Origin of the sequence: Micromonospora sp. DT201 (genome assembly GCF_049841575.1) — a bacterium.
Taxonomy (GTDB): Bacteria; Actinomycetota; Actinomycetes; order Mycobacteriales; family Micromonosporaceae; genus Micromonospora.
In genome coordinates this window covers 60164-83807 of record NZ_JBNCKP010000019.1, presented here as the reverse complement: position 1 = coordinate 83807, position 23644 = coordinate 60164, and the positions used below count along the sequence as shown (strand labels likewise).

Below are 23644 nucleotides of genomic sequence, written 5' to 3'. Positions count from 1 at the left end.
CACGATCACCAAAACCATCCGGACGCTCAGTGCAGAGGGCTGGTTCCACAACAGTCTTCACGCCGCTGGCTGGGCGCACTGAACGCAACCACCCCGCAGGCCTTTGAGGATCGTCGGGCCACAAGTGCGGATCAGGGCTCTTGCCTCGACCTCGAGGGCAACCCCCGTAACCAGTGTTAGAGGCGTTCCAATGGTGGTAGCAGTACGGGGCGTCGCACTGGCTGCAGAATCCGGCGTCGTCGTCGAAGCCCGCGGAGGCTACGGCGGCGGAGGTCCTGAGACCCGACATCGCCGGCAGCTGGCTGTCGTACTTCGGATGACGGGTTACACCTTGGCTCCGCTTGATGGGTTATCAGGACGTACGTTCGCCCCCGCCGGCGGTCCGGACATACTGTCGCCGTGCTTCAGCAGGGCGATAACGCGAAGAGCCGGTACCTGGTTTGCCACGACTACGGCATGGGCGGGTTGTGGTGGTGGGTTTGGGCACGGTCGCCAGAGGAGATACGACGGCACGGCCTATCTCACCGAGGTGGGGCCAGACGGTCGCCGCCTCCGCCAGGTCGAACAGCGTCCCGACGGTGACGCCCTCCAAACCGAGGATTGGCCATTCAACCCACCCATTGACCTGCGCGATCCGCAGTACGCCCCGATGGAGATCAGCGCGGAGGCATTTGAAGACGCCTGGCGACGCGCGCGACCAGACCCGGACGCCTACTAGCGACCTGCCGACGCTCACGTCTGCTGAAGGTGACCGTCACCGGACGCAACTGGAACACCGTCAACAAGCTCTCCGGCTTGCTCTCCTGAGGCACGCCCTCACGACGCGGGCGGTCGATGCCCGGAGCGTCGGTGTGGTCGCCGTGCGTGCCGAATCGGTCCGCGGCACCGGGCGATATCAGCGCCGGCCTGGTCGCGATGGTCTGGTCTATCCCACGGATGTCGCTGGTGACCATCGCGACGCGGCCGTCGAGGCGAAGAAGTGTCCAGGACCGTCGCTACAGGCCCAGGTTGCGCAGGGTTGGCACGGTCTGGCCCACCCAGGCGAGATCGGCGTCTTCGCGGGCGCCTTGGGTGCGTTGTGTGCCGGCCAGGAACCACAGGAAGTAGGTGGTGTAGCCGGGCGCGCTGACCACGGTGTGGTAGCCCTCGGGCATCATCTGCATCACGTGATCGCGGATGGTGACGTTCTCCTCGTACCCGTCGTCGGTGTAGACCCGGCTGATGCCGAACCCGTTCGCCGGGTTGACGCGGTAGTAGTACATCTCCTCGTGTGCGGCCTCGGCGGGCAGGTCGTCGACCTTGTGCCGGTGTGGCGGGTAGGTGCTCCAGTTGCCCGAGGGCGTGTAGGTTTCGCCCACGATGAGCCGGCGGGCGGGCAGGTCCGGTTGGGCGACCTCGGTGAGGATCTGGTGGTAGGTGCGGCCGAAGTTGGCTGCTCCCCAGCGGCCGGTCGCGACCTGCTCCGGTGCGATGACGTAGGGGTCGGTGGCCAGTTCGCTGGGGGCGCTGGGGAGGGCGATCTCCACGTCGGTGGTGGCCTCGATGGTGATCGAGGAGCCGGCCGGGAGGTAGACGGAGTGCGGTTTGCCGGAGAACACGTCCGGACGACTGCCGACCTGCGGGAAGTGGTGACCGGCGACGGTGAAGTTGGCGGTGCCCCCGAGGATGACGGCCAGGATCTCCCGGTCACCGGACTCGCCGGTCCAGGACTCGCCGGCCGGCAGCCGCAGCAGGGTGAAGTCCAGCAGCCGGCAGGGATTGACGGGCAGCGTGTTCCGGCCGTCGGCGGCGGGAATGGTGCAGTGGTAGCGGTAGTTCATGGTCACCTTTCGGGATGCGGGGCGGTGCGGGTCGGTCGCGGTTATTACCAGGGGCTGGTCCAGCCGGGGATCGTGGCGCGGGTGAGGGCTTCCAGGTAGAAGTAGTCGCCCCACAGGGTTCCCTCGTCGACGCCGACGTCCTTGGGCTTGTCGTAGACGCCGTGCAGGATCAGCGCGTTCGAGACCGGATGGCCGCCGGTGGAGTAGTTATCGATGAGTGAGCGCAGGATCTCGGCGGCGGCTGTCCGGTACCGGCCGGCGTTGGCCAGGTCGGTGAGGCTGTCGGCGAGTTCGAGCAGGCCGCAGACGGCGATGGCGGCGGCCGAGCTGTCCCGTTCCTGGCCGCTGCCGTCGCCGAACTCCAGGTCCCAGTACGCGACGCGGTCGTCGGGCAGGTGGGCGAGGAAACGGTCGGCGCAGATCTTCGCGGCGGTGAGCAGCGCGGGATCCCCGATGTGCCGGTGGTTGAGACTGAACCCGTAGATGCCCCAGGCCTGCCCGCGGGCCCAGCAGGAGTTGTCGGCGTGGCCCTGTTCGGTTTCGCCTCGCAGTGGCACACCGCTGTCCGTGTCCCAGTAGAACGTGTGGAAGGTGGTGCCGTCGGGGCGCAGGATGTGCTGGCGCAGTTGCGCGGTGTGCCGGCGGGCCGCGGCGGCGTAGCGGTCGTCGCCGGTGGTGTGGCTGGCCCAGAAGAGCAGCGGCGTGTTCATGAGGCTGTCGATGATGGTGCGGCCGCGTTGGCGCGGATCGTTGAGGTCGCCCCAGGCCTGGATGATGCCGGCGGGTTCGAGCACGCGCGTCATCAGGTGGTCGGCGGCGGCGAGAGCCGCGCCTCGGGCCTGCGGGTCACCGGTACGGCGGGCCGGGGTGACGCAGGAGAGGGTGTAGAGGAACCCGAGGTCGTGGGTGTCCAGGTCGATGCCGCGGTTCACCCGATCCGCGAAGTTGTCCACGTGGGACAGTGCGGCCCGCAGGTGGCGGTCGTCACCGGTCAGGTCGTGTGCCAGCCAGAGCTGGCCGGGCCAGAAGCTGGTGGTCCAGCCGACGTTGGCGCCCTCGGGTTGGCCGGCGCTCGGTGGCCGGAGCGGGTAGCGGTTGGCGGCGGTGGTGTCCGCGGGGTACCGGTCGCCGAAGGTGGCGATGTTCGCGTCGACGGTGCGTATCGCGGCGGCCACCGCGGCCGCCGTGGCCTCTGCGTCGGAGCTGGGACGGACGTCGGTCGCCGTCATGGTTGCTGTTCTCCCTCGTGGGTCCGGTCCGTGCCGGGCAGGTGTGTCATCGGTGTCCCGGCTCAATGGCCGGAACGTGGTGGTCAGGTGCGCTGGGGTGCGGGCGTCGGTGGGTCGAGGGCGGCGCGCAGGGTGAAGCGGCTGTTGGCCCAGACGACGTAGAGCAGCGGCGCGGCGGCGAGGCCGAGCGCGATCGCGGGGCGGGCCGCCAGAAGCTGGGCGAGCAGCACGAGCACGAGCAGAGACACGGCGGTGAGGTACCACCGACGTACCGCCAGATACACGCAGGTGCGGGCCACCTCACGCAGCCGCGCGGTGGGCCGGTCGGCGAGGGTCACCAACCCGAGCAGCGCGGTCGCGACGGTGAGGATGATCAGGGTCGCCAGGATCGGCAGGGCGAGTGCCCCGACCCGGTGGCCCCACGCGGCGCGGGCGTCGACGGCGAGCACGAGCAGGGCGGCCATGGCTGCCGCCGTCCAGAGCATCGCCGGCCTGGCAGTGGCTCGCCAGGCGCGGCCGTAGGTGCGCAGCACGCCGCCGGTGTCGCCGTCCGAGTAGGCGGACATGACCGCGAAGGCCGCACAGAGCCCGGGCGCGCAGAGCGGGGCGGTCAGCGCGTACAGAGGCCAGGACCGCGCCGCGTCGGTGGTGAACGCGAGCGTCACCAGTGGCAGGCAACCGAGCACCAGCAGCAGGTTGGTGACGAGCGCGACGTAGAACCCGTCGAAGACGGCGGTGAGGGTGTGGTGGCGCGAACGCATGGGCCTCAACCCTTCAGTCCGGTCGAGGCGACGCCCTCGATGAAGTAGCGCTGGCCGAGCAGGAAGATGACAGCGACGGGCAGCACGGACAGCACTGAGCCCGTCATGATCAGCGCGTACTCGGCGTTGTACTGGGAGATGAAGGTGTTCAGCCCCAACTGGATGGTGCGCAGCTCTGGACTGCGCAGGTAGACGAGCGGGCCGAGGTAGTCGTTCCAGGTGGTCGTGAACATCAGCAGGGCCAGACTGGCAAGCGCCGGCCGGGACAACGGCAGGATGATCCGTCGGTAGATGCCGTACTCGCTGAGCCCGTCGACCCGTGCCGCTTCGCTGAGTTCCTCGGGGATCGTCTCGTAGAACTGCTTCATCAGGAACACGCCGACCGCGCCGAACGCCTGTATCGCGACGATCGACCACAGCGTGTTCGACAGGTGCAGCTTCGACATGAGGATGAACTGCGGAATCATGTACGACTGCCAGGGCACCGCGATCGTCCCGACGTACGCCAGGAAGAGCGCGTTGCGGCCGGGGAAGCGGACGCGGGCGAAGCCGTAGGCCGCGAAGCTGCCGGTGAACACCTGCAGGAAGGTGACGATCACCGACAGCAGCAGCGTGTTCCACAGCCACGTCGTCATGTCCGAGCGCTGCCAGATGTCGACGTAGTTTCGCCACACCACGGGATCAGGAAGCCAGGTGATCGGGATGGTGAAGACGTCGTTGTTGGTCTTCAACGACGTCACCACCATCCAGAAGAACGGCAGCAGCAGCCCGGCCGCCGCGAGCACGAGAGCGACGTACCCGACGAGCCGCCAGCCCCGAGACCTGACACGTCGGGCGGACGTTGCGTGGTTGCCGGGCGCGGCGATGGCCGGGACGGGCGTGGAGAGGTCGGTCGCGGTCATCAGCTGTTCCTCCGCTTGTTGACCCAGAACTGGATGACCGTGATGCCGAAACAGATGGCGAACAGGACGACGGAGACCGCCGAGGCGTAGCCGAACTGGTTCTCCTCGAAGCCCTTCTGGTAGATGTACTGCGAGAGCACAAGTGTCGACTGGCCCGGTCCGCCGCCGGTCATCACGAGGATGAGGTCGAAGACCTTGAAGCTTTCGATGGTGAGCAGCACCGTGACGAAGAAGGTCGTGGTTCGTAACCCGGGGAGGGTCACGTGCACGAACCGCTGCCACGGTGAGGCGCCGTCGGTCTCGGCCGCCTCGTAGAGCTGGGCCGGGATGGTCTGCAGGCCGGCCAGGAACAGCAGCATGTAGTAACCCATGTACCGCCAGGTGCCGACGATGATGACCGCCGGCATCGACCAGGTCGCCGACGCGGTCCAGCCCGGTGGGTTGTCCACCCCGACGGCACCGAGAAGAGCGTTGATCGGGCCGTACTCCGGGCTGAACAGCTGGTTCCAGACGACCGCGATCGCCACGATCGAGGTGATGTAGGGGAAGAAGGCGATGGTCCGGAAGAACCGTACGCCGCGCAGTTTGCGGTTGAGCAGCAGCGCCAGCCCGAGTGCTGCCGCGAGGGTCAGCGGGATGTGGAAGACGGCGTAGTAGACGGTGTTGCGCAAAGCGGTCCAGAAGCTCGCGTCGCCCCACATCCGCCGGAAGTTGGCCGTGCCGGTCCACTCGGCCACCCCGAAGACGTTCCAGTTGGTGAAGGCCACGTAGAACAGCACGACGACGGGTAGCAGGGTGAGCGCGGCGAAGCCGATGAAGTTGGGAAGGATGAACGACCAGCCGGCGACCGTGTTGCGCGACACCAGCCGCCGGTTCCTGGGTCTCGTGCGCGGCAATGTTGCCATAGGGAGTCTCCGGAAGCGTTCGGCCTGGGGGCGGGACCGGCGTGCCGCGCAGGCGCGCCGGTCCCGCCATCAGCTCACTGGTTGAGGACTTCGTTCTTGGCGCGGTCCTGCGCCTTGCTCAGCTCCGCGTCGACGCCCTTGCTGTCGGAGAGGATCGCCGAGTGCGTCTCGTTGAGGAGGTTCTGCAGGCCGGCGGTGTGCTTCGACACCGGGTTCTCCGGCTTGATGGTGTGCTTGGAGTAGGCGAACTTCGACAGCTCGTCCTGCGGCACGCCGTCCAGCCCGAACAGCGTCGCGGTGACCGCGTCGGTGATCTGGGCCGGGGTGATGCCGATCCCGGTCAGCGCCTTGCCGGCATCCGGGCCCGCCGCGTACTTGAGGAAGTCCTTGGCCGCGGCGGTCTTGGACTTGCTGATCTTCGGGTTGATCCCCAAGCCGGTCGGATCACCGAAGGTGACAGGCGTGGCGGAGGTGCCGGTGGTGGACTTGTCGAACTGCGGCGCCGGCGCCATGCCCCACTGGAACTTGTCGGCGTCACCGCTCTTTTGCTGGTTGAGCAGCGTGGCCACGTACCAGGTGCCCATCAGCAGCATCGCCGACTGCTGCTTGCCGAACTGCGCCTGGTAGGTGAGCTTGTTGGTCTTCGCCGTGCCGAAGGTCGGCTGCGCGCCGGAAGCCTGCAGGTCCAGTGACCGCTCGTAGTACGGCTTCAGGAAGCCGAAGTCCCCGGAGAGCAGGTCCGCGTTGGGGGTCTGCGCGAGCGCGAATCCCTGCACCGTCGACTGGAAGGTGTGCTGGTACGCGCCCGTCGCGTTCGAGCCGGCCCCCTTCAGCCCGGTGTGCAGTCGCTTCGCCGCGTCGGTGTACTCGTCCCAGGTCCAACTGCCGTCCGGCGGCGTCACCTTCGCCTTCGCGAACAGGTCCTTGTTGTAGAACAACACCCACGAGTCCTGCCGGTACGGCACCGCGTACGCCTTGCCGTCCACCTGGTACGACGCGAGCCCCGGGACCGAGCCGAGACCGGATGCGGCATCGGAGACGTCGAGCAGCTGACCACCGCTCTGGTACGTGTAGAAGTTCTTGAGGTTCTTCATGACGTAGACGTCCGGGGCGGTGCCGGCGGCCAGGTCCGTGATCATCTGGGTGTCGTAGTCGTTGCCGGGGGCGTACTCCTTGAGCTCCACCGTGACGTTCGGGTGGGTCGCCTTGAAGCCGTCGGCGAGCGTCTTGAACTCGGGCGTGGACGACAGGGTCCAGCCGGCCAGGGTGATCGTCACAGGGGCGTTGGGGTCGACTGGCTCGTCTCCGCCCCCGCAGCCGGCAAGAACAAGCGTCAGGGCCGTCGCAGCGCTGATGACGGCCGGTATCGCACGCTTCATCCCTTTCTCCTTAGGTCAGGGGCCCGGACGGGCCCGCACTGCTACCAGGCCGCATGGGTGGGCCCGGCATGCTCCATGTCCAGACGGGTTGACGTGCTGATCCCGTCGGGCCAGTCGACCGCCAGGTGAAGGCCGTCGGCGTCCTCGTCGGCCACGACCTGGCATGCCTGCCCGGCCGTCGCCGACGACACCGTGGACAGCTCGATGAGGGCAGCAGCCCAGGCGCCCGGCCGGACGGGGTGGTCCAGCCAGGGCACGACCAGTCCGCCGGCCAGCGGCCCGCCGTGCGGTACGGCGGTGGCACCTGCCGTTCCGCCGCCGTGCACGCTTTCGAGCCTGCTGGTCAGGCCGGCCCCGGTCACGGCCGCCACCCGGTCGCTGAAGGTCGCCGTCGCGTCCCCGGGAACGGCCCAGCCGCCGATCCGTAGCCGCAGCGCAGCCGCCTCGACACCGTCGGCGAGGCCGTCGACGCGGGTCAGACGCAGCTCCCAGGGGCCGCGGACCAGCGAGTACACCGTGAGGTGCCCGGCCGGTCGGGACCGGCCCACGAGGCCGCCGCCGTGATCGCGCTGACCCGGATCCGGGTCGACCCAGTGGGCGAGGGCACGTGATCCGGCCACACCGACGCCGTCGGTGTCGATGTGCACGGTCAGCAGGCTCATGCCGGCGCGGTGGGTGACCCGACCCGCGTCGTCGACGAGAGTGACGGACTGGTCGAGCGGGCTGGCCCAGCCGCTGTCGTCGAGGACGGGGGTGGTGGCGGTGGAGTAGCCCAGTCGGGCGTAGAGCGGGGAATCTGAGACGGTGGCACCCTCGACGGCGTGGTCGGTGCCGTGGTTGACGACGCGGACGATGCCGTCGGCACGGGTGCCGGAGACCAGCCAGCCGGGCGCGTGTATCGCCCGCAGCGTGTCCCGCTCCTCGACCGGCAGCGGCTCCTCGGAGGTCGTCCACACCGGATGGTCCGCGGGTAGCGCGATGCCGAGCAGGCCCTTGCTGGCCCAGTACGGCGAGCCCGGCCCGGAGTACGACTGCGCCAGTCGCGGCCACGGCCCGTGCCAGCCGAGGGTGAGCAGGCCGCGTTCGTCCGGGGCGCCGTTGGCGACGAAGTGGCGCACGATGCGGGTGGCCGCGCCGCGCAACCGGCCGAGGCTGACCGAGGGCACGCCAGCGATGGCGCCGACCCAGAACGGTGCCGCCGCGGCGAAGCGGTAGGTCAGGCTTCGCCCCTGGATCAACGGAGATCCGTCGGCACCCACGAGCGCGACCGCGTCACTCAGGAAGCGGTCGAGGCCGGCCAGGTCCCGTTCGCGGCGCTGCTCGGCCAGGTCCGCGGCACCGGCCATCCGGGCCCACAGCGTCGGGTAGAGGTGCAGGGCCCAACCCACATAGTGGTCGTAGGCGCGGTCCGGCCCGTCGGACATCCAGCCGTCCCCGCGGACGAAGCCGTCGTGCGTGCGCAGGTCCTCGGCCATCTCGTCGAGCGAGTGCGGCCCGCCCACCGACCGCAGGAACGTCTGGACGACCAGCCGGAACCAGACCCAGTTGATCCGTGGGTACGTGTCGTCGCCGACCGCCGGGCGGAGATAGTCCACCACCCGCTCCCGTACCGCCGACGGCAACCGGTCCCAGATCCACGGGCGGGTCAGGTCCAGGACCAGCGCGATGGAGGCGGCCTCCACCTTCGCCTGGGGGTGCTCGTCCAGGCGCACCCAGCGGTCCGGAGAGCTCGGGTCGGTGCCGGCGGCGATGCCGGCCGCGTACCTGTCGACGAGTTCGTCCACGCCCACTCCCTGGGCACCCGCGATGCGGAAGCCGGCCAGCAGGAAGGTGCGAGCGAACCCCTCCAGGCCGTCGACGGCCCGCCCGTAACCGCCCACCGGCCCGGGAAACGTGACGAGGGCGTGCCCGGGCGACGCGAACGGCCGAGCGGCGGCGAGCATCCGGTCGGCGAGGGCCAACCAGTCATCCCGATGCCAGGTCGCGGCGGCGGGGGCATCCGGGTTCGTCCCCGCTGCCAGCCGGCCGGCCGTCCCGAACATCATCCGAGGTCCTGTCGCATCGAGCCGTCTCCGTGGAATGTGGCGAGCGGGGCGGTGCCCATGAATGTGACGGACAGACATCCGCCGGGTTTCCGAAGTAAAACGCTCACAACAGAGCAAGTCAATGCCCGTTCTCAAACCGATGTGGACACAACCGATCAAGAAGGCGCATGAAGCTGGCATGACGCGCCAAGTGCTCTGATACGATCACAATCGTTCATAGCCGCTCTACCGTCCGAGGAGTCATGACCGTCGCAGACCGCCTCGCAGACCCGCTGGCTGCGGCGTGGCGCGGTCACCGCACGGCACTGCCGGCACGGGGGCTCGCGTCGCCGGACGACGCCTGGGACCTCGACCCGGACCAGGCGACCTCGCCGCCCCACATCCACCTACTCGTCGCCGGCCAGGCACGGCTCGGCGACGGCCGCGCCGAGGCCACCGCGCTCGACGGCGTCAGCCGTCTCGGCCTCCACCGGCAGCCGGGTTCGGCGCCGTGCGCCGCAACGACCCGGCGGAGCACGACTCCTATGCTCTTCGACGGATGGGGAGATCAGCCGATCCGGCTCGCGATCGACGTCACCGCGTTCGACCCGGCCGGCGAGCCCGTCCGCGCCCTGCAAGAGCTCTCGCCACACGACGCGTTCCCCGGAGGTCCCCCATGACCAAGGACAGTCCTGTCGTCGCCACGGCGGAGGGCTCCCGAGGGCCGCTTCAGGTCGCCCGCCGCCAGCAACTGTTGGCAGCCCTGCAACGGGACGGCTCGATGCGCATCTCTGACCTGTCCCACGTGCTCGGCGCCGCACCGGTCACCATCCGACGCGACATCGCGGAGCTGGCCGCCGAGGGGTTGGTTCGCCGCGTCCACGGTGGGGTCGCCCTGATCCAGCCGGACGACGCCCCGGCAGCAGACGAGGCACCTGCCGCCGGCCTGGACCCGCTGGTCGGACGCGCCCTCGGCATGCTCGTGCCCTCATTGGACTACTACTGGCCGGACGTGGCTCGCGGCGTCGAGGGAGCAGCCCGCGAGCTCGACATGCGCGTGGTTCTGCGCGGCTCCTCCTACGACACCGATGACGACCAGCCGCAACTGGCCCGCCTCGTGGAGCGGATGGGCGTCGACGCGCTCATCATCGCGCCGAGCATGGACGCACCGAGCGCCGAGCGCACCATCGAGTGGCTCGACCAGGTCGGCCTCCCCGTCGTCCTGCTGGAACGCACCGCCACGGTAGGCAGCCACCACGCGGTCATGGAGTCGGTGGTCACCGACCACGCACTCGGTGCGGCCATGGCGGTACGCCACCTCACCTCGCTCGGACACCGCAAGGTCGGCCTGGTGCTCGACGCCAACAGCCCCACCAGCCAGCACGTACGACGCGGCTGGCTCGACGCCACAACCGAGTGCGGCCTCGACTCGGACGCGACGGTGGTGGCCGTGGTGCCCGACGCGCGGTCACCGGAACGGGACACCGTACTCAACGACGTCCTCGACCGGTGCCAGGCGACCGGGACCACGGCGCTGCTGGTGCACGCCGACGCCGAGGCCATCGCGCTGGTGCAGCACTGCGAGGAGCGGCACCTCTCCGTTCCCGGCGACCTCTCCATCGTGGCGTACGACGACGAGGTCGCCGGGCTCTTCAGCCCGCCGCTGACCGCGGTCCGACCGCCGCGACGCTCGATCGGACGGGCCGCCGTGCGTCTCGTCGCCGACCGGCTCGTCGACCCCGACCGCCCCACCCACCGGATCGTCATCAGCCCGTCACTGCGGATCCGGGAATCGACCGCGCCGCCACCCGCGTAGGTGCTCCTCCGCCCTCGGCCGCCGGCGGCGGACCTGGCACGATGGCCGTGCCCTGCGCCGCCGGCGGCCGGGCGCGGCACATCACGTGAGATGTCACCGTAGAGCACTGGTCACGGTCACGGTCACGGTCGGCGCGCAACGCGTCTCGCGCTTCCAGGCTCTGGCCCTAAACGTCGATCGAGGAGATACGCAACGCCTTGTCGCCGGCGTTGGTGACGGTAACCTTCCGCACCTGCACCGAATGCGAGACAGTGCCCTTGCTCGGACCCTGCACAGAGCCTCGGGGCCGGTATATTCGCCGGCGTGAACGCGCCCTCCCCCAGCACCGCCAACCAGGTCTCCCCGTCCGGTTCACGCTCCGTCGTGCTCGGTGATCAGTCGCACGTTCTCCGCCCAGTCTGGCTGCTGATCGGGCCGACACTCTGTGCGTCGCTAGGTGCCTTCCTGCTCGCCGTCACCGTCGGGCCGCAATGGGCTGGGATCCAGCGGGACATGGGCCTGCCGGCCTCGGCAGTCCTCTGGATCTTCGTCGCTTACCTGCTGCCGGCGATACTGGCGGTTACGGTCGGCGCTCTCGTCGGTCGGCGGTGGCCGAATGCCGTCGCGTTGTCCGCGATCGCGCTGCTGGTTCCCGGGTCACTGCTGACCGCGCTGGCCTCGGGGGACGCTTTGCTGCTACTCGGCCGTGCGGTGACGGGGTCCGGGGCTGGTTTGGCGTGGGGCGTCACGGCCATGCTGGTGGCGCAGATGGGGGCACGACGCGTGTGGGTAACGCCCCTCGTCGCCGGCGTCGTGGTGCTGGCGCTGGGCCTCGGGCCTGTGGCGGGGGTGCTTGTGGGGCGGGCGGTCGGTTGGCGGTGGCCGTTCATGCTGGCCGTGCCCTTTGGGGTGGTGGCGTTGCTGGCCACCGCGGTGAGCGGGATCGTCGTGCTGATACAGCGCGCGTCCCGGCCGGCTCAGCCTCAGGCCACGTCCACTCAGACCGTGACCGCGTCGACAGGCGGGCCAAGCGATCGCCGGATAGCACATGAACGTGGCAAGACGGCCGAGCTGCTGCTGGTGACCGACGGGGGCGTCCAGCAGGTGACGACACCCTTCTTCGGGATAGATCTCGTGCGGGAGGTGGCCCGACTGCTCGGCTCGGAGAACATCCGATCCAACAGGCTCGGCACCAACCTGACCTTGTGGCACGCCGAGGACAGCTCTGGGCGGACCCAACCAGGGCAGCCCAACCCCGCAGCGAGCCTGCTCGCCAGCGAGCATGGCTCGCCGCCGGTCACTGGCCCCGCCGTTATCACCGGCCCAATCTTGGACGGCGGCCCCTACCCCCTGGACGCCGATGAGGCCGCCCGAATCGCGACCCGCCTGCGCGGATAGCGGAATGGGCCGAGGGCGACCCGGCCCCTAGCCTGGCTTCATGACCGAATCGGGCGGGCAGTCGCGGAGCGTCCGCACGGTGATCGTGGCTGGTCTCGTCAACATCGCTGTCGCTATGGCCAAGGTGATTGCGGGTCTACTCTCGGGTTCGGCGGCCGTACTGGCGGAAGCCGCGCATTCGTTCGCCGACACCACAACCGCCGCTATGTAGATCAGAAACAGGCTCTATGGAGCACCCGACGAGTCGTCCGGATGGCGAAATCGGGCGGCTGACTGGTGCAGACCCGGGTGGACGCCGGCCGGGCTCCCCGTGTGCTCGGCGAGCCGTTGCAGGACAGTGATAAGCCGGGCGCGTTCGCTGGCATCGAGCGGGGCGAGGATCTCACCCTCGTGCTGGTCGGCGACCCGGCGAGCGCGAGGCAGCAGCTTGCGCGAGGCTTCGGTCAGGTGGATGGCGTGGGCACGACGGTCGCTGGGATGCCGCCGACGTTCGACCAGATCGCGCTGTTCGAGGTCGTCGAGCAAGCCGACCATGACCTTGCGGTGGATGCCCAGCGCGTCGGCGAGCTGTTGCTGGGTGTTGCCTTCACTTCGTTCCAAGTGCATGAGCAGCCCGAAGTGGTTCGGCGCGATGCCCAGCGGCGCCAGCCGCGCGGCGAACGTCTGCGCGACGTGGAACCCGAGCTGTGACAACAGGAAGTTGGCCCGACCGGCCAACGGCCGGTCCGTGCCTGGTGTGGAGTCGTCGAACACCCCGACATTGTACGTCCTAGTTATTGTCGGCTACGGTAACAGTCACAGATAATCCATACTTAGGAGATGCTGATGAAGGTGACCGTCTTCGGTGCGACCGGCGGCATCGGCAGCCACGTCGTGCGCCAGGCACTCGACCGCGGGCTAACCGTGACCGCGGTCGTCCGCGACCCGGTCCGCCTCGACGTGCGCCATCCGGCACTGGAGGTCACGACGGTGTCGACGCTCGACGACGCCGACACGTTGGGCCCCGTGGTGCGCGGCAGCGACGCGGTCCTGTCCGGTGTGGGCCCACGCGGACGCCACGACGGGCCGGTCGCCTCCACCGCCACGCGCGCGATCCTGGGAGCGATGCACGCCGAAGGTGTCCGTCGACTCGTCACGGTCAGCGCCGCCCCTGTCGGCCCGACACCCGACGGGGACAGTTTCCTCAACCGCCGCATCGTTCTGCCGGTCATCAGCGCCCTACTCAAAGATCTGTACGCGGACCTGCGTGCCATGGAGCACGCGATGGCGAACAGCCAGGCGCAATGGACGGTGGTACGGCCGCCGAAGCTCGTGGACAAAACGATGACCGGCCGGTACCGCACCGCCATCGACGGCAACGTCGTCCGCGGTTACACGATCTCGCGGGCCGACGTGGCCCACGCCATGCTCGCCGCCATAGGCGACCCCGCGACGATCCACCGGGCGATCGGCATCGCGTACTGACCGACCACCCTCACCGACGATCCCGAAGGAGGCACAATGACCTATCCGCTGCCCCAGTTCGCCGAACCGGAACCGTACGGATTCCTCTATCTGGGCTTCCAGGCCGAGCCCGCACAACGGTCACCCGTCTACACCCGCACCCCGCGCCGGCAACGGGCGGCGGCGCAACTCGTGCAGGCCATCCCCGCCCTCGTGCGCCGCGAGGACGTCGTGTCCGTCCGTATCTTCCGGGCGGTGTTCATCCCGCCGCTGCCCGGCGCACCGCGGTACGACCTCGCCATGCTGATCCGCACAAGGCGCGTGGACCACCTGCAAGCGGTGCGTACGTGTGCCGAGGTCTCGGCCCTCGCCGGCGAGCACATTCTCGCCGGCGTCAACGTGGCCCGGATCGGCGAGACCGAGGCCCGACCCGACGGCGCCTTCCTGTTCAACCACTTCACCGCCGCGCCAGACACCGACGCTGAAGCCGTCTGGCGCTCCGTCACCGGCTGGTACACCACCAAGACCGGAGTCGACAACTCCACCGCCCTGCGGCCCATCGGACCCTCGTCATTCGCGCTCGTCAACTACGCGCGTCTGCCCGCCGGACCAATCCGGTTCCTGGCCGGACAACTCACGCGGCCGAGCTTCCACCGCTTCGTACGTGCCACACTCGACGCCCATGGAATGCGCGCCCTGCCCGCCGTCCACCGGCTCGTCCACGCGTCGGCGTAATGCTCGATCGAAGGAGACAGCCGTGAGCTTCTCTCGCCTTGCCGGCATCGCCGGCATGGGTTTTGTCGTCATCCTCATCGTGGCGAACCTGCTGCTGACCATGGCGGGCTTTCCCACCCCGTCCGAAGCCGCGTCCCTCGACGAGATCACCACGGTCTTCGCTGCCGGATCCGGGTCACTGCGCCTCGCCTCGGCCCTGCTGCCGATGGCCTGGTTGCTGGCCACGGTCTTCGCCGTCGGGGTGTGCGTCTGCCTCCGACGCGACGAGCGGACCTGGACGGACCCGTGGTCCCTTGTCGGTCTCGCCGGAGTGCTCATGCAGTCGGTGGTATTCACCAGCGTCGAGGCCACCCGCCTCGCACTGATCTCCGCAGCCCAGCACGACAGTGGCAGCATCGCGGGCCTGTGGGGCCTTCACACCGCCCTGTTCGGCTTCAACCAGGTCTTCCTGGCGACCGCACTCCTCGGGTTGTCCATGTTCGGCATCCACACCGGCGCCATAGCCCGATGGCACGCCGGCACCGGCCTCCTCGCCGCCACGCTGCTCTTCGTCACCGCGACGACCAGCCCGTACGGCGTCGGCAGCGTCAACCCACTCGCCCTACTCGGCCTCGCCGGTTGGCTCCTCTGGCTGGTATGGATCGTGGCATTCAGCGTCCTCCTGATCGGCCGTGCACCCAAGCTGTCCGCGCCGACCAGCGGACCCGACACATCGGTCGCGCCCGCCAGCACATAGCAACACCAGGCGGAACATAGCTTCCGCTGATCAGACGAGGCATCGTCTGAGCACCGGGGTTACACCCCTTCGGGCCGTGCTCCCGCCGCGCCGATTTTCGCTCTGACGGCTCATATCTGCTCCTCGTCGACCCCATGGCCCCAGGCAACAGCCAAGCTCTTCTCGCCAGTCATTACGTGTCGTCTTCTTCGTCGTGGTGCCGAAGGAGGGAAGCCGTCCGCTCGCCCTCACCCGCCCCCTCAACGAGCTGCCAGCTGGAGCGGGGCGGCCCCTCCTGCGGGACCGCCACCACGATCCAGCCCCAGGATGGGCGTCGCTCGGGCGGCTCGTACGGCCACGACTTTCCTCTGGCGGCCCGTTCCAACCGTTCCCGCGTCCGGCGTTCCTGTTCCGCATGCCGCTCACGCTGGACCTCCCGCCGCTGTGGCGTGCCGGCGCGCAGACCCAGCCTTGCGGAAGGCCACCACCGACACCATCACGGTACAGCAGCTTGATCTTCGGCCAGGTTGCCGCCACTGTGACGCCCTCGGCGCCCTCGTCGACCTCGAACGCCGGGCCGTTGGCGGCGAACGCCGACGCGTTCGGGCCGAACCCGGCGGCGACCGGATCACTGGCGTCGAGGTTGAGGTTCAGCACCGACCCGGGATGTTGTAGATGGCCTCCCGGCCCCGGGTGCCTGCGCGAACGTTCTGATCATCGCCCGCAGCAGATCCAGCGAAGCGCCCGCGATCTGCTCGCACAGCAGGTCAACAGGGTTCACACCGTCAGATGCGGCCACCGCGCATCACACTCCTTCACTCGGACTTCGCCGTCTCGAAGGATCGCGCGGTGGCCGTCTCTCATCTACGCAACAAGCCCATCACGGGCAAGTCGTACACGACTTCCGTGGACGAAACCCACAGGCCAGTGCATAACAGTTATGTGAATCGATATAGACGGGCGCTCAAACCGCTTCCGGTGGACAGATTTTGCCCTCTTGACGAGGGACTTCTGCCGCAGTCTAATTTGGTGAACATATAGGGAGGCCCACTCGTGGGAGCGTTCCAGTTCGCTGTTTTGACGTGGCAGTGGTTCCTTCTGATCGCGGCTGCCCCCGCAAAGGTGCGCGCACCGCGTCGGTTCGCAATGGCCGTTGCCGGTTACCGGCCTGCGCCGTCTGCATTGCCACCCGCGTGGAGCGTTCCCGGCGTCGAAATCACCCTCGGCACTCGCCTCATCAGCAGTTGGCACCCGACGTTCACGCTCCGGCTCGTGCCGCAGTCGGGATCCCGAACAAAGCCGTCGACATCCGCCGCCTGGTAGCGGCGGAACGGCACATCATTCGTCTCGACCAGCGCGTGTAGACAATGGCGCTGGGACGCAGCAGGCCGCCCTGGTCTGTTAGAGATATTGACCCCTCGGAAGGAGTCGGAGATGAGCATGAGGTTCGTGAATCGGCGGCAGTTTCTAAGTCGACTGGGAGGTGTCCTTGCTGCCGGAGGAAGCATCGCGTTATTTCCGGCCGGGTTCGCCTCGGCATCGTCCAAGACCGGTCCAACATCGCCCCCTGGCCATACGGGTGGCGGGCCGGCGTACCCGGGTGACCCCGGCTTTGTCGCCACGAGGCCAGAGGAACTAGATGCCGCTAAAGCCAGTTGGGAAACGCCGGAATATGGTTATTATACCGGCCATAATCCTGCCAACCCTGGCACAGCGGTCGATTCCCCATGGCAGCTCGTCGCGGTAAACGCGTCCACCGCCTACGCCCTGGGGTACCGCGGGCAGGGCGTCGCGCTGGGCATGATGGATTCGGGATACAGGACTACACACGAAGCATTTCAGACCCGGCTGATCGTTCCGGTGAGAGCGGAGGGTGTCTACGGCACGTCCGGCTTCGGGTATCGAAACGCAGCAACCCCGGCGAACCCGTTTACTGCGGGCCAGCCGTTCACCGTGGCCGGTGATCGGGCGAGAACAACTGACTTCTCGCATGGGACTGGCATGCTTGGGGTTACCTCCGGCATCCGCGATGTCAAAGACCAGCACGGCATCGCCTTCGGATCGACGATGTATGTCGCCATGACCGGCGGCTCCGATACCCAGTCCCACGGCCCCTTCCACGACTACGTGTACTGGCGTACCGCCAACAAGGCCCTGGTCGACGCAGGCGCCAAGGTCATCAACAGCAGTTGGGGCTCTTATGTCCAGACTCTTGACAGAAGCCGCTTTGACGGCCTAGGAAACGACCTTGGAGTCAATGGCAACCTCGCCAACGCATACCAACTGCGTGGCAAAGACAGCGCCAGCGCCACGGCAATGGCGACCATTATCCCCAACGAGTACCTGAAGGATCTGGAGTACCAGTATTTCCTCTTCAAGAAGAGCTATTCGGAAGGCGGCATTCAATACAATCCGAGCTACCCCGGACGCTCCTTCATGGATGCCATCTGGGACGCTATCAAGGACAGCGGTACGGTCAACGTAAGGTCGGCCGGCAACAACGACTGGAGCAACCCGTATTTTCGCCCGGCGTATCCCTTCTTCAATCCCTTGGCGGAGAAGCAGTGGGTATCCGTCGGCGGGGTGCAGCCGCCCACTGCGGACACTCCCGAATACACAAAGCAGTCCGGGTACAACGAGGCGGGGCTCGCCAAGTGGTGGACCGTGTCCACCCCTTCAAACAGTGTTCGGACCACGAACAGCGGTGGTGACACCAGCTATTCAAACTCGAGCGGCACATCTCCGGCAACGCCCGTTGCGACAGCGGTGATGGGGGTTCTGCTCTCCCGCTATCCGAACATGGACGCCAAGCAGGTCCGTGAGCTGATGTTCACCACGGCGAATAACAAGATGTCCGACGGCGTGAGATTCCTCGGCACCGGGCAAACCTCCCCCTCCGGGGCGTCCATCGCCTGGACCGCTCCCGACGGCCTTCCGGACGAACGTTGGGGCTGGGGGATCCCCGATCTGGCCAAAGGCATGTATGGCCCCGGCCAACTCCTGGGCCCCATGACCTACAACATGAACAAAGCGCCCCTGGACGTCTGGTCGAACGACATCAGCCAGGTCGCGATCAAGGAAAGGGAGAGGGAAGATCTGGAGTGGCTGGCGGGCTACAAGAAGCAAGGCATTGCCTACGCCGGTGAATTCAGCCCCAACGTACTGAACCCGGACGGCGCGCTTAACGAACAGGCCTTCATGCTTCAGGGCATTTTGGCTGATCCTTACATCCAAGCTATCACTAACGGCCATCCCGAACTGTACGACAAGATCGTCTACAAGGACGCCGTCAAGTGGCGCAAGGAATGGATGGACAAGCGCGCAGCCTACATTCAGAACAACATCGACAACAAGCTCTACACGGCTTCTCTGACCAAGCAGGGCCCCGGGATGCTGATCATGACGGGCGACGACACCTACGGGGGCGGCACGACGGTTAAAGGCGGCAAGCTTTCGATCACCGGCTCGCACGCAAGCTCGATCGACGTCAAGGGCGGCACGCTCGGCGGCAGCGGTTTCGTGGCAGGCAGCATCGACGTCGACAGCGGTGTTCTGCAGCCCGGTCTGTCGTCCGGGGAAGCGGCGTCCGCGGCGTCCATCACTCTCACCCGCCTCGCACCGGGCAACGTCCTGAACGTCGGCGGCGACGTGACCCTCAGGCGAGCGGGTCGCCTCGCCATCACCATCTCCGGCGACCACGACTACACGAGCGTGCGGGCCGCGGGTGACCTGGTGCTGGACGGCGAACTCGCCCTGGACATTCGCGCGCGCCTCACTCCGGGCACGGTACTGACGATCATGAGTGGGGACTCGATCAAGGGCCGCTTCCGTTCCCTGCCGGAACGGCGGGTCCTGAAGAAGGGCCACCACATGTTCAGGGTGTCCTACCAGCACGGCAAATTGACGCTGACCGTCGTGCGGACGCTGCCCGGGGCACAGTCCGACGGCGTCTAGCCGCACGTGGCCTGGCCCAGCCAGGCTCAGGTTCGCCTGAGCCTGGCTGGCCAGGTCTTCGCCAACGTGGCCGCGTTGACGAAGCTGCCACCACTGCGCAGGCGCAAGGGCGGCTCGTGGACGAGCGAACAGGCAGGGATGTTTTTCGACTCCTCCCGCGACGGCGAAGACGACCTCTACGCCTGTCCTACTCCAATACTCGGTCGCGGCTCGTGAGCTGCGTTTCGAGCGTCGGGCTGTGTCTCACGGCGCTGACGTCGCCCGGTGTTCGGAGTAGGGACCACCTGCTGCCGCACGCATCCGCCTACTCGCCCGCTCGCCTCACGGCACGTCCGGATCTCGGTGCTCGCTCCGACAGTTACTCGCGGCAGGGTCATCGATCAGGGAGTTGTCGAGAAGCCAGTCAATGGCCCGGCGGGTCGCCCGGGCCCGCTGAAAGGCATGCCAGGCTGTCAGCAGGTGCGGGTACTCCTCGTGCAGTTCGTCCTTGAACCGGCGGAACGCGCCTCTGCCCTGGATGGCTCGCTGAAGCCTTCGGCGCGGCTGCTCGTCGCTGACCCGCTCGGCGAAGTCGGCCATGTCGCGGTGCCAGACGGAGGACGGTAGTGCCTCGATCTGGACCAGGTCGAGGTTGTCGAGGTCGACCTGTGTCTTCCCGTCGATGCCGCCGTCGGCCGTCCACATCACGATCTCCCCACTGGCCGGGTCAATCAACCAGCGGTACTCGTATGCGCTCTGGTCCTGCAGCGCCGTGGCGATTTCCTCGAGATCGAGGTGGCGTACGTCGAGCATGGTGCCCACTCCCGTTGCCGTGGTCGTCGGCAACCACGGTAGACCCGCTTCCCTCTCGGCCGCGAGACTGCCGGCCCGGCCGATCGCCCGGCACCGCCGCCAGGTCGCTACCGAAGAATCGCACGAACCGGTCACGATCCTGACGTTGCAGCTCCCACGCCTGAGCCAGCTTCTCCGGGTTCCGGTACACCGCCTCCGGCGCGCGCAGCGACATCAATCTCAGTTGGCCCAGGGGTATGGCCCCTGCCGGAGGACGTCCACGGGCTCGGCCTCGAAGCTCGGCCACATCTCGATCAGGTAGGTGAAGTGAGCCCCCTCCACATCGAGGTCGGAGCTCGGCGGCGGGGCCGCCGGTACGTATGACACTCGAACGCGATGCTGTCCCGGCTCGACTTGCAGCCCCTGATCCGGCTCTGGCGACTCAGTACAACCCAAGACGAAGAGTGCTCCGCTGACAACTTCGAGCGACGCCTCGACCACATGCTCGGCCTCTGCTACCAGCGCCGGGGCAGTCTCGTAGATCTTCAGTATCGTCTCGACGAAGTCTGACCGTGCTGCACCGACGGAGACGGAGTGAGGTTCCAGTCCGATGCGGTGAAGCCGCACGGCGTCATCCGTCCAGCCACCCGCTGCGCGGGCAGGGTCCATTGCCGCACCCGCGCGCATCACGGAATTGTGCGCTTCGACGTCCTGAAGATAAAACTGTCCATAATCAGCGAACACCGTCGCATGCCGCGCTCTGGTCACCGTCCCGACTCCAAGGCTCGTCAGCAAAACCATGATCCAGTTTCCGCTTCCCGGCACGTCCGAGAAGCCCTCGGACGTGCCGGGGAGCACGGTTCGCAACGCGCCGCCTACGGCGATGAGCGGATATGCGCCCGACCAGCGGCGCGGCCCGCACCGGCGGTCACTGGGGTTGTACCGTCTCTGCCTACGGCGCAGGTTCCAGTACGACGACTGGGATCTGACGCGTGGTCTTCCGCTCGTAGTCGGCGAAGCCTGGATACGCGGCCTTCTGCGCGCTCCAGATCCGTTCCCGCTCGTTCCCGGCGGCAACTCTGGCGACCAACTCGACCTTATCCGTGCCTATCTCCGCTTGGGCCTGCGGGTGAGCGAGCAGGTTGTAGTACCAGTCGGGATTGGTGGGCGCACCGCCCTTGGACGCGAACACGGCGTAGCCGCCGTCCACCTTCTGGTACATCATCGGGTTCACGCGGGGCTGGCCGCTCCTGGCGCCGACCGTGTGCAACAGCAGCAGCGGCGCGCCAGCGAACTGACCGCCGACCCGCCCACCGTTAGCGCGAAACTCAACGATGATCTTGTCGTTCCAGTCGCTCATGCCCTCTCCTTGCCTCCGCGAATCAGCTCCTTATAGACGATCCTGACAGTATCAACCGGGGCGTGACGCTGCGACCTGGCACCAACAATCCCGACGGCGACGATGCGTAGCGCTCGGTTTGCGGCCAGATCCGGATGCTGCTGCCATCCAGGTCGTTTCCAAACCGACGCTGCCGGTGGCGAACAGTACTTATGAAGAGATCGGCTTCACGCAGGAAGGCCCGGGGATCTACCGCCGGGCGCTCCGCACCTAACCCCCGGCTCCCGCTTCCGCTTCCGCAAAATGCCGAAAATACGGCGCACGGCAGCGGTAGCCCCAGGACGATCCGGCGCACTGTCGTCGGCAAAGCCGCGAGCGGCGGCTGTCGCAACCGTGTGTGAGGCTCCGGGGTATGGCGACTTTCGTTCTGATCCACGGCGGCGGGGGCAGCGCCTGGGACTGGCATCTCCTTGTCCCCGAGTTGACCAGCCGCGGCCACGACGTGGTGGTCCCGGAACTGCCAATCGAGGACAGATCCGCGGGGTTCGCCGAGTTCTGCCAGACGGCCATCAACGCGATCGGCGACCGGAGCGACCTCGTGATCGTCGGACACTCGTACGGTGCGTTCACCGCGCCGCTCATTGCCGACAAGCTGCCGGCGCGGCTACTCGTCCTGCTCACACCGATGGTCCCCAAGCCCGGTGAGAGACCCGGGGACTGGTGGGCCAACACCGGTTACCGGGGCGCGGAAGGGCTCAGCGAGGAGCAGCAGTTCTACAACGGCGTGCCGGCCGAGATCGTCGCGGAGGCAGCGACACATAGCCGGGACCAGGTCAGCGCGGAAGGGAACGAGCCGTGGCCCCTGGACGCCTGGCCAGACGTGCCGACGACGGTACTCATCGCACGCGAGGACCGGTTCTTCCCGGCGGACTTCCAGCGCCGGGTGGCCGTGGATCGACTCGGCGTCGTCCCGGACGAGATAGACGGCGGACACGCAGTGGCGCTCAGCCACCCGAAGCAACTCGCCGACCGCCTGACCTCGTACCCGCTGCCCTGAAGGCGGGACCAGGGCGTCACGGTCCGAACCTTCGGGCGCCTCAGGGAGCCGAAGTTGGTGAGTGTCCTGTCCCGGTTGGGGCTGCGGAGTCCCAGTGAGATTGGCGGCGGCGGACCAACTATCTGCTACCCGGCCCACTAAATCTGCGTGGTGGCCGGGACAACTAGAGGGCGCGGCTTGGGACTAGGTCTCGACCGATGCACTTGATCTGCGAGCATCGTGCGATGGAGCGCTTGGATAGTCGGACCGTCTACACCAACGCTTGGATGACCGTCCGGGAGGATCGCGTTCGCCGGTCAGACGGCTCGACTGGTATCTACGGGGTGGTGGAGAAGCCGGACTCCGCGTTGGTCCTACCCCGCTGGGCCGAGGGCTTTTGGCTGGTCGAGCAGTTCCGCTACCCAGTTGGCCGGCGAGCCTGGGAGTTCCCTCAGGGCAGTTGGGGACACGGGGTCAGGGGCAGCGCCTCCGCGCTGGCTCGTCAGGAGTTGGCCGAGGAGACCGGATTGCGTGCGGAGACGGTCACCCCTCTGGGGCACCTGTACGAGGCGTATGGCTTTTCCACCCAGGGCTTCGACGTCTACCTGGCCACCGGGTTGACCGAGGGAGAGCCGGACCGCGAGGCGACCGAGCAGGACATGGTGCACCGGTCGTTCACCGACGCGCAGATCCGTGCCATGGTGTTGGCCGGTGACATCGTCGATGCGCCGTCGTTGGCCGCGCTGACCCTCTACACAATGTCTCGTTGACCCCGCCGCTCGACTCACGGCAGACCGACCTAATAACAACTTTCAGGTCTCCGTCGTGGTCCCGATGACCCGTCACCCAACCGTTGGTGGAGACGCCAAGTGGCCAGGCACGCTCACCTCCGTGGGATCTGCGGAGGATCATGTGCTACCGTAGCCGGGTTGCAGTTTTGATTTCCGTAGACGTTTCCCGGCGCCTGATGGGGCATCTGAAACCCATCCGGGCGCTTTTCGTTTTTCGTGTCGTTTCGACGCGGGTGATCAACGCAGCGGCGTAAGGGTCCGCACAGTGCGGTCTCTAACAGCCTGCGAAGGAGCAGACATGACTACAGGCACCGTGAAGTGGTTCAACGCCGACAAGGGCTTCGGCTTCATCAGCCCGGACGACGGCGGCGCCGACGTCTTCGCCCACTTCTCCGCGATCTCGGCGAGCGGCTTCCGCAGCCTCGACGAGAATCAGAAGGTGGAGTTCGACGTCACCCAAGGCCAGAAGGGCCCGCAGGCGGAGAACATCCGCCCGCTCTGATCCACATTCTGCGAAAGGCGGCCCGACTGATTCAGCGGGCCGCCTTTCGGCGTTTCATGCGCTCACCACCGCATCTCGAAAATCGCCTGATCGGCAGAAGTCCGGCCAACTCGGGGTGCAGCCAGCTCGGCATATCCCCGCGTTC

Annotated in this window: 23 protein-coding genes; 12 read left to right on the top strand and 11 right to left on the bottom strand. The window is 67.5% G+C overall.

What is annotated here, in order from left to right; all coding sequences use genetic code 11:
• Positions 1-995 precede the first annotated feature (995 nt).
• From iolB to ACLQ28_RS26435, 7 genes are all read right to left on the bottom strand, one after another.
• Positions 996-1820, bottom strand: coding sequence for a 5-deoxy-glucuronate isomerase (gene iolB, locus ACLQ28_RS26465; RefSeq protein ID WP_425688970.1), 825 nt, complete (start codon positions 1818-1820; stop codon positions 996-998).
• A gap of 44 nt (positions 1821-1864) precedes the next feature.
• Positions 1865-3049, bottom strand: a complete 1185-nt coding sequence (locus ACLQ28_RS26460; RefSeq protein ID WP_425688969.1) for a glycoside hydrolase family 88 protein — start codon at positions 3047-3049, stop codon at positions 1865-1867.
• 83 nt (positions 3050-3132) lie between these two features.
• Positions 3133-3810 carry a hypothetical protein gene (locus ACLQ28_RS26455; protein WP_425688968.1) on the bottom strand — a complete coding sequence of 226 codons (678 nt, stop codon included), beginning with the start codon at positions 3808-3810 and terminating at the stop codon, positions 3133-3135.
• 5 nt (positions 3811-3815) lie between these two features.
• A complete protein-coding gene (locus ACLQ28_RS26450; protein WP_425688967.1) occupies positions 3816-4712 on the bottom strand; it encodes a carbohydrate ABC transporter permease in 897 nt (298 codons plus the stop codon).
• Complete coding sequence (locus ACLQ28_RS26445) at positions 4712-5575, bottom strand: carbohydrate ABC transporter permease (protein ID WP_425688966.1); 864 nt, start codon at positions 5573-5575, stop codon at positions 4712-4714. The genes ACLQ28_RS26450 and ACLQ28_RS26445 overlap by 1 nt, the downstream gene beginning before the upstream one ends.
• A gap of 116 nt (positions 5576-5691) precedes the next feature.
• Positions 5692-6996 carry an ABC transporter substrate-binding protein gene (locus ACLQ28_RS26440; protein WP_425688965.1) on the bottom strand — a complete coding sequence of 435 codons (1305 nt, stop codon included), beginning with the start codon at positions 6994-6996 and terminating at the stop codon, positions 5692-5694.
• 41 nt (positions 6997-7037) lie between these two features.
• A complete protein-coding gene (locus ACLQ28_RS26435; protein ID WP_425688964.1) occupies positions 7038-9041 on the bottom strand; it encodes a DUF2264 domain-containing protein in 2004 nt (667 codons plus the stop codon).
• 242 nt (positions 9042-9283) lie between these two features.
• On the opposite strand from ACLQ28_RS26435, the gene ACLQ28_RS26430 reads away from it, so the two are divergent.
• The 4 genes from ACLQ28_RS26430 to ACLQ28_RS26415 all read left to right on the top strand — a co-directional run bounded on the left by ACLQ28_RS26430 (position 9284) and on the right by ACLQ28_RS26415 (position 12424).
• Complete coding sequence (locus tag ACLQ28_RS26430) at positions 9284-9700, top strand: hypothetical protein (RefSeq protein ID WP_425688963.1); 417 nt, start codon at positions 9284-9286, stop codon at positions 9698-9700.
• The gene (locus ACLQ28_RS26425) at positions 9697-10836 is read left to right on the top strand and encodes a substrate-binding domain-containing protein (RefSeq protein WP_425688962.1); all 1140 of its coding nucleotides are present in this window, start codon (positions 9697-9699) and stop codon (positions 10834-10836) included. Before ACLQ28_RS26430 ends, ACLQ28_RS26425 begins: the two co-directional genes overlap by 4 nt.
• Before the next feature lie 303 nt (positions 10837-11139).
• Complete coding sequence (locus ACLQ28_RS26420) at positions 11140-12213, top strand: MFS transporter (RefSeq protein ID WP_425688961.1); 1074 nt, start codon at positions 11140-11142, stop codon at positions 12211-12213.
• A gap of 40 nt (positions 12214-12253) precedes the next feature.
• A complete protein-coding gene (locus ACLQ28_RS26415) occupies positions 12254-12424 on the top strand; it encodes a cation transporter (protein WP_425688960.1) in 171 nt (56 codons plus the stop codon).
• Between the two features lie 14 nt (positions 12425-12438).
• Here the strand turns inward: ACLQ28_RS26415 and ACLQ28_RS26410 are convergent, their stop codons facing one another.
• Entirely contained in the window at positions 12439-12966 is a 528-nt protein-coding gene (locus tag ACLQ28_RS26410) for a MarR family winged helix-turn-helix transcriptional regulator (protein WP_425688959.1), read from the bottom strand.
• Between the two features lie 66 nt (positions 12967-13032).
• Here ACLQ28_RS26410 and ACLQ28_RS26405 point away from each other — a divergent pair, with 66 nt between their 5' ends.
• The 5 genes from ACLQ28_RS26405 to ACLQ28_RS26385 all read left to right on the top strand — a co-directional run bounded on the left by ACLQ28_RS26405 (position 13033) and on the right by ACLQ28_RS26385 (position 19060).
• Entirely contained in the window at positions 13033-13677 is a 645-nt protein-coding gene (locus ACLQ28_RS26405; RefSeq protein WP_425688958.1) for an NAD(P)-dependent oxidoreductase, read from the top strand.
• A gap of 36 nt (positions 13678-13713) precedes the next feature.
• Positions 13714-14391 carry a hypothetical protein gene (locus tag ACLQ28_RS26400; RefSeq protein ID WP_425688957.1) on the top strand — a complete coding sequence of 226 codons (678 nt, stop codon included), beginning with the start codon at positions 13714-13716 and terminating at the stop codon, positions 14389-14391.
• Positions 14392-14413: 22 nt separating this feature from the next.
• A complete protein-coding gene (locus ACLQ28_RS26395; RefSeq protein ID WP_425688956.1) occupies positions 14414-15127 on the top strand; it encodes a hypothetical protein in 714 nt (237 codons plus the stop codon).
• A 1032-nt stretch (positions 15128-16159) separates the two neighbouring features.
• Positions 16160-16429, top strand: a complete 270-nt coding sequence (locus ACLQ28_RS26390; protein ID WP_425688955.1) for a MauE/DoxX family redox-associated membrane protein — start codon at positions 16160-16162, stop codon at positions 16427-16429.
• 111 nt (positions 16430-16540) lie between these two features.
• A complete protein-coding gene (locus ACLQ28_RS26385) occupies positions 16541-19060 on the top strand; it encodes a S8 family peptidase (RefSeq protein WP_425688954.1) in 2520 nt (839 codons plus the stop codon).
• A 321-nt stretch (positions 19061-19381) separates the two neighbouring features.
• Here the strand turns inward: ACLQ28_RS26385 and ACLQ28_RS26380 are convergent, their stop codons facing one another.
• From ACLQ28_RS26380 to ACLQ28_RS26370, 3 genes are all read right to left on the bottom strand, one after another.
• Positions 19382-19852 carry a UPF0158 family protein gene (locus ACLQ28_RS26380; RefSeq protein WP_425688953.1) on the bottom strand — a complete coding sequence of 157 codons (471 nt, stop codon included), beginning with the start codon at positions 19850-19852 and terminating at the stop codon, positions 19382-19384.
• Between the two features lie 219 nt (positions 19853-20071).
• Complete coding sequence (locus tag ACLQ28_RS26375) at positions 20072-20689, bottom strand: hypothetical protein (protein WP_425689015.1); 618 nt, start codon at positions 20687-20689, stop codon at positions 20072-20074.
• 94 nt (positions 20690-20783) lie between these two features.
• Positions 20784-21191 carry a nitroreductase family deazaflavin-dependent oxidoreductase gene (locus ACLQ28_RS26370; RefSeq protein ID WP_425688952.1) on the bottom strand — a complete coding sequence of 136 codons (408 nt, stop codon included), beginning with the start codon at positions 21189-21191 and terminating at the stop codon, positions 20784-20786.
• Positions 21192-21582: 391 nt separating this feature from the next.
• Between ACLQ28_RS26370 and ACLQ28_RS26365 the strand changes: the two genes are divergently transcribed.
• The 3 genes from ACLQ28_RS26365 (at position 21583) to cspE (ending at position 23499) form a co-directional block, all read left to right on the top strand.
• Complete coding sequence (locus ACLQ28_RS26365) at positions 21583-22227, top strand: alpha/beta fold hydrolase (RefSeq protein ID WP_425688951.1); 645 nt, start codon at positions 21583-21585, stop codon at positions 22225-22227.
• Between the two features lie 224 nt (positions 22228-22451).
• Positions 22452-22976, top strand: a complete 525-nt coding sequence (locus ACLQ28_RS26360) for an NUDIX domain-containing protein (RefSeq protein WP_425688950.1) — start codon at positions 22452-22454, stop codon at positions 22974-22976.
• Positions 22977-23295: 319 nt separating this feature from the next.
• Complete coding sequence (gene cspE / locus ACLQ28_RS26355; RefSeq protein ID WP_043326981.1) at positions 23296-23499, top strand: transcription antiterminator/RNA stability regulator CspE; 204 nt, start codon at positions 23296-23298, stop codon at positions 23497-23499.
• The last annotated feature ends 145 nt before the right edge of the window (positions 23500-23644 follow it).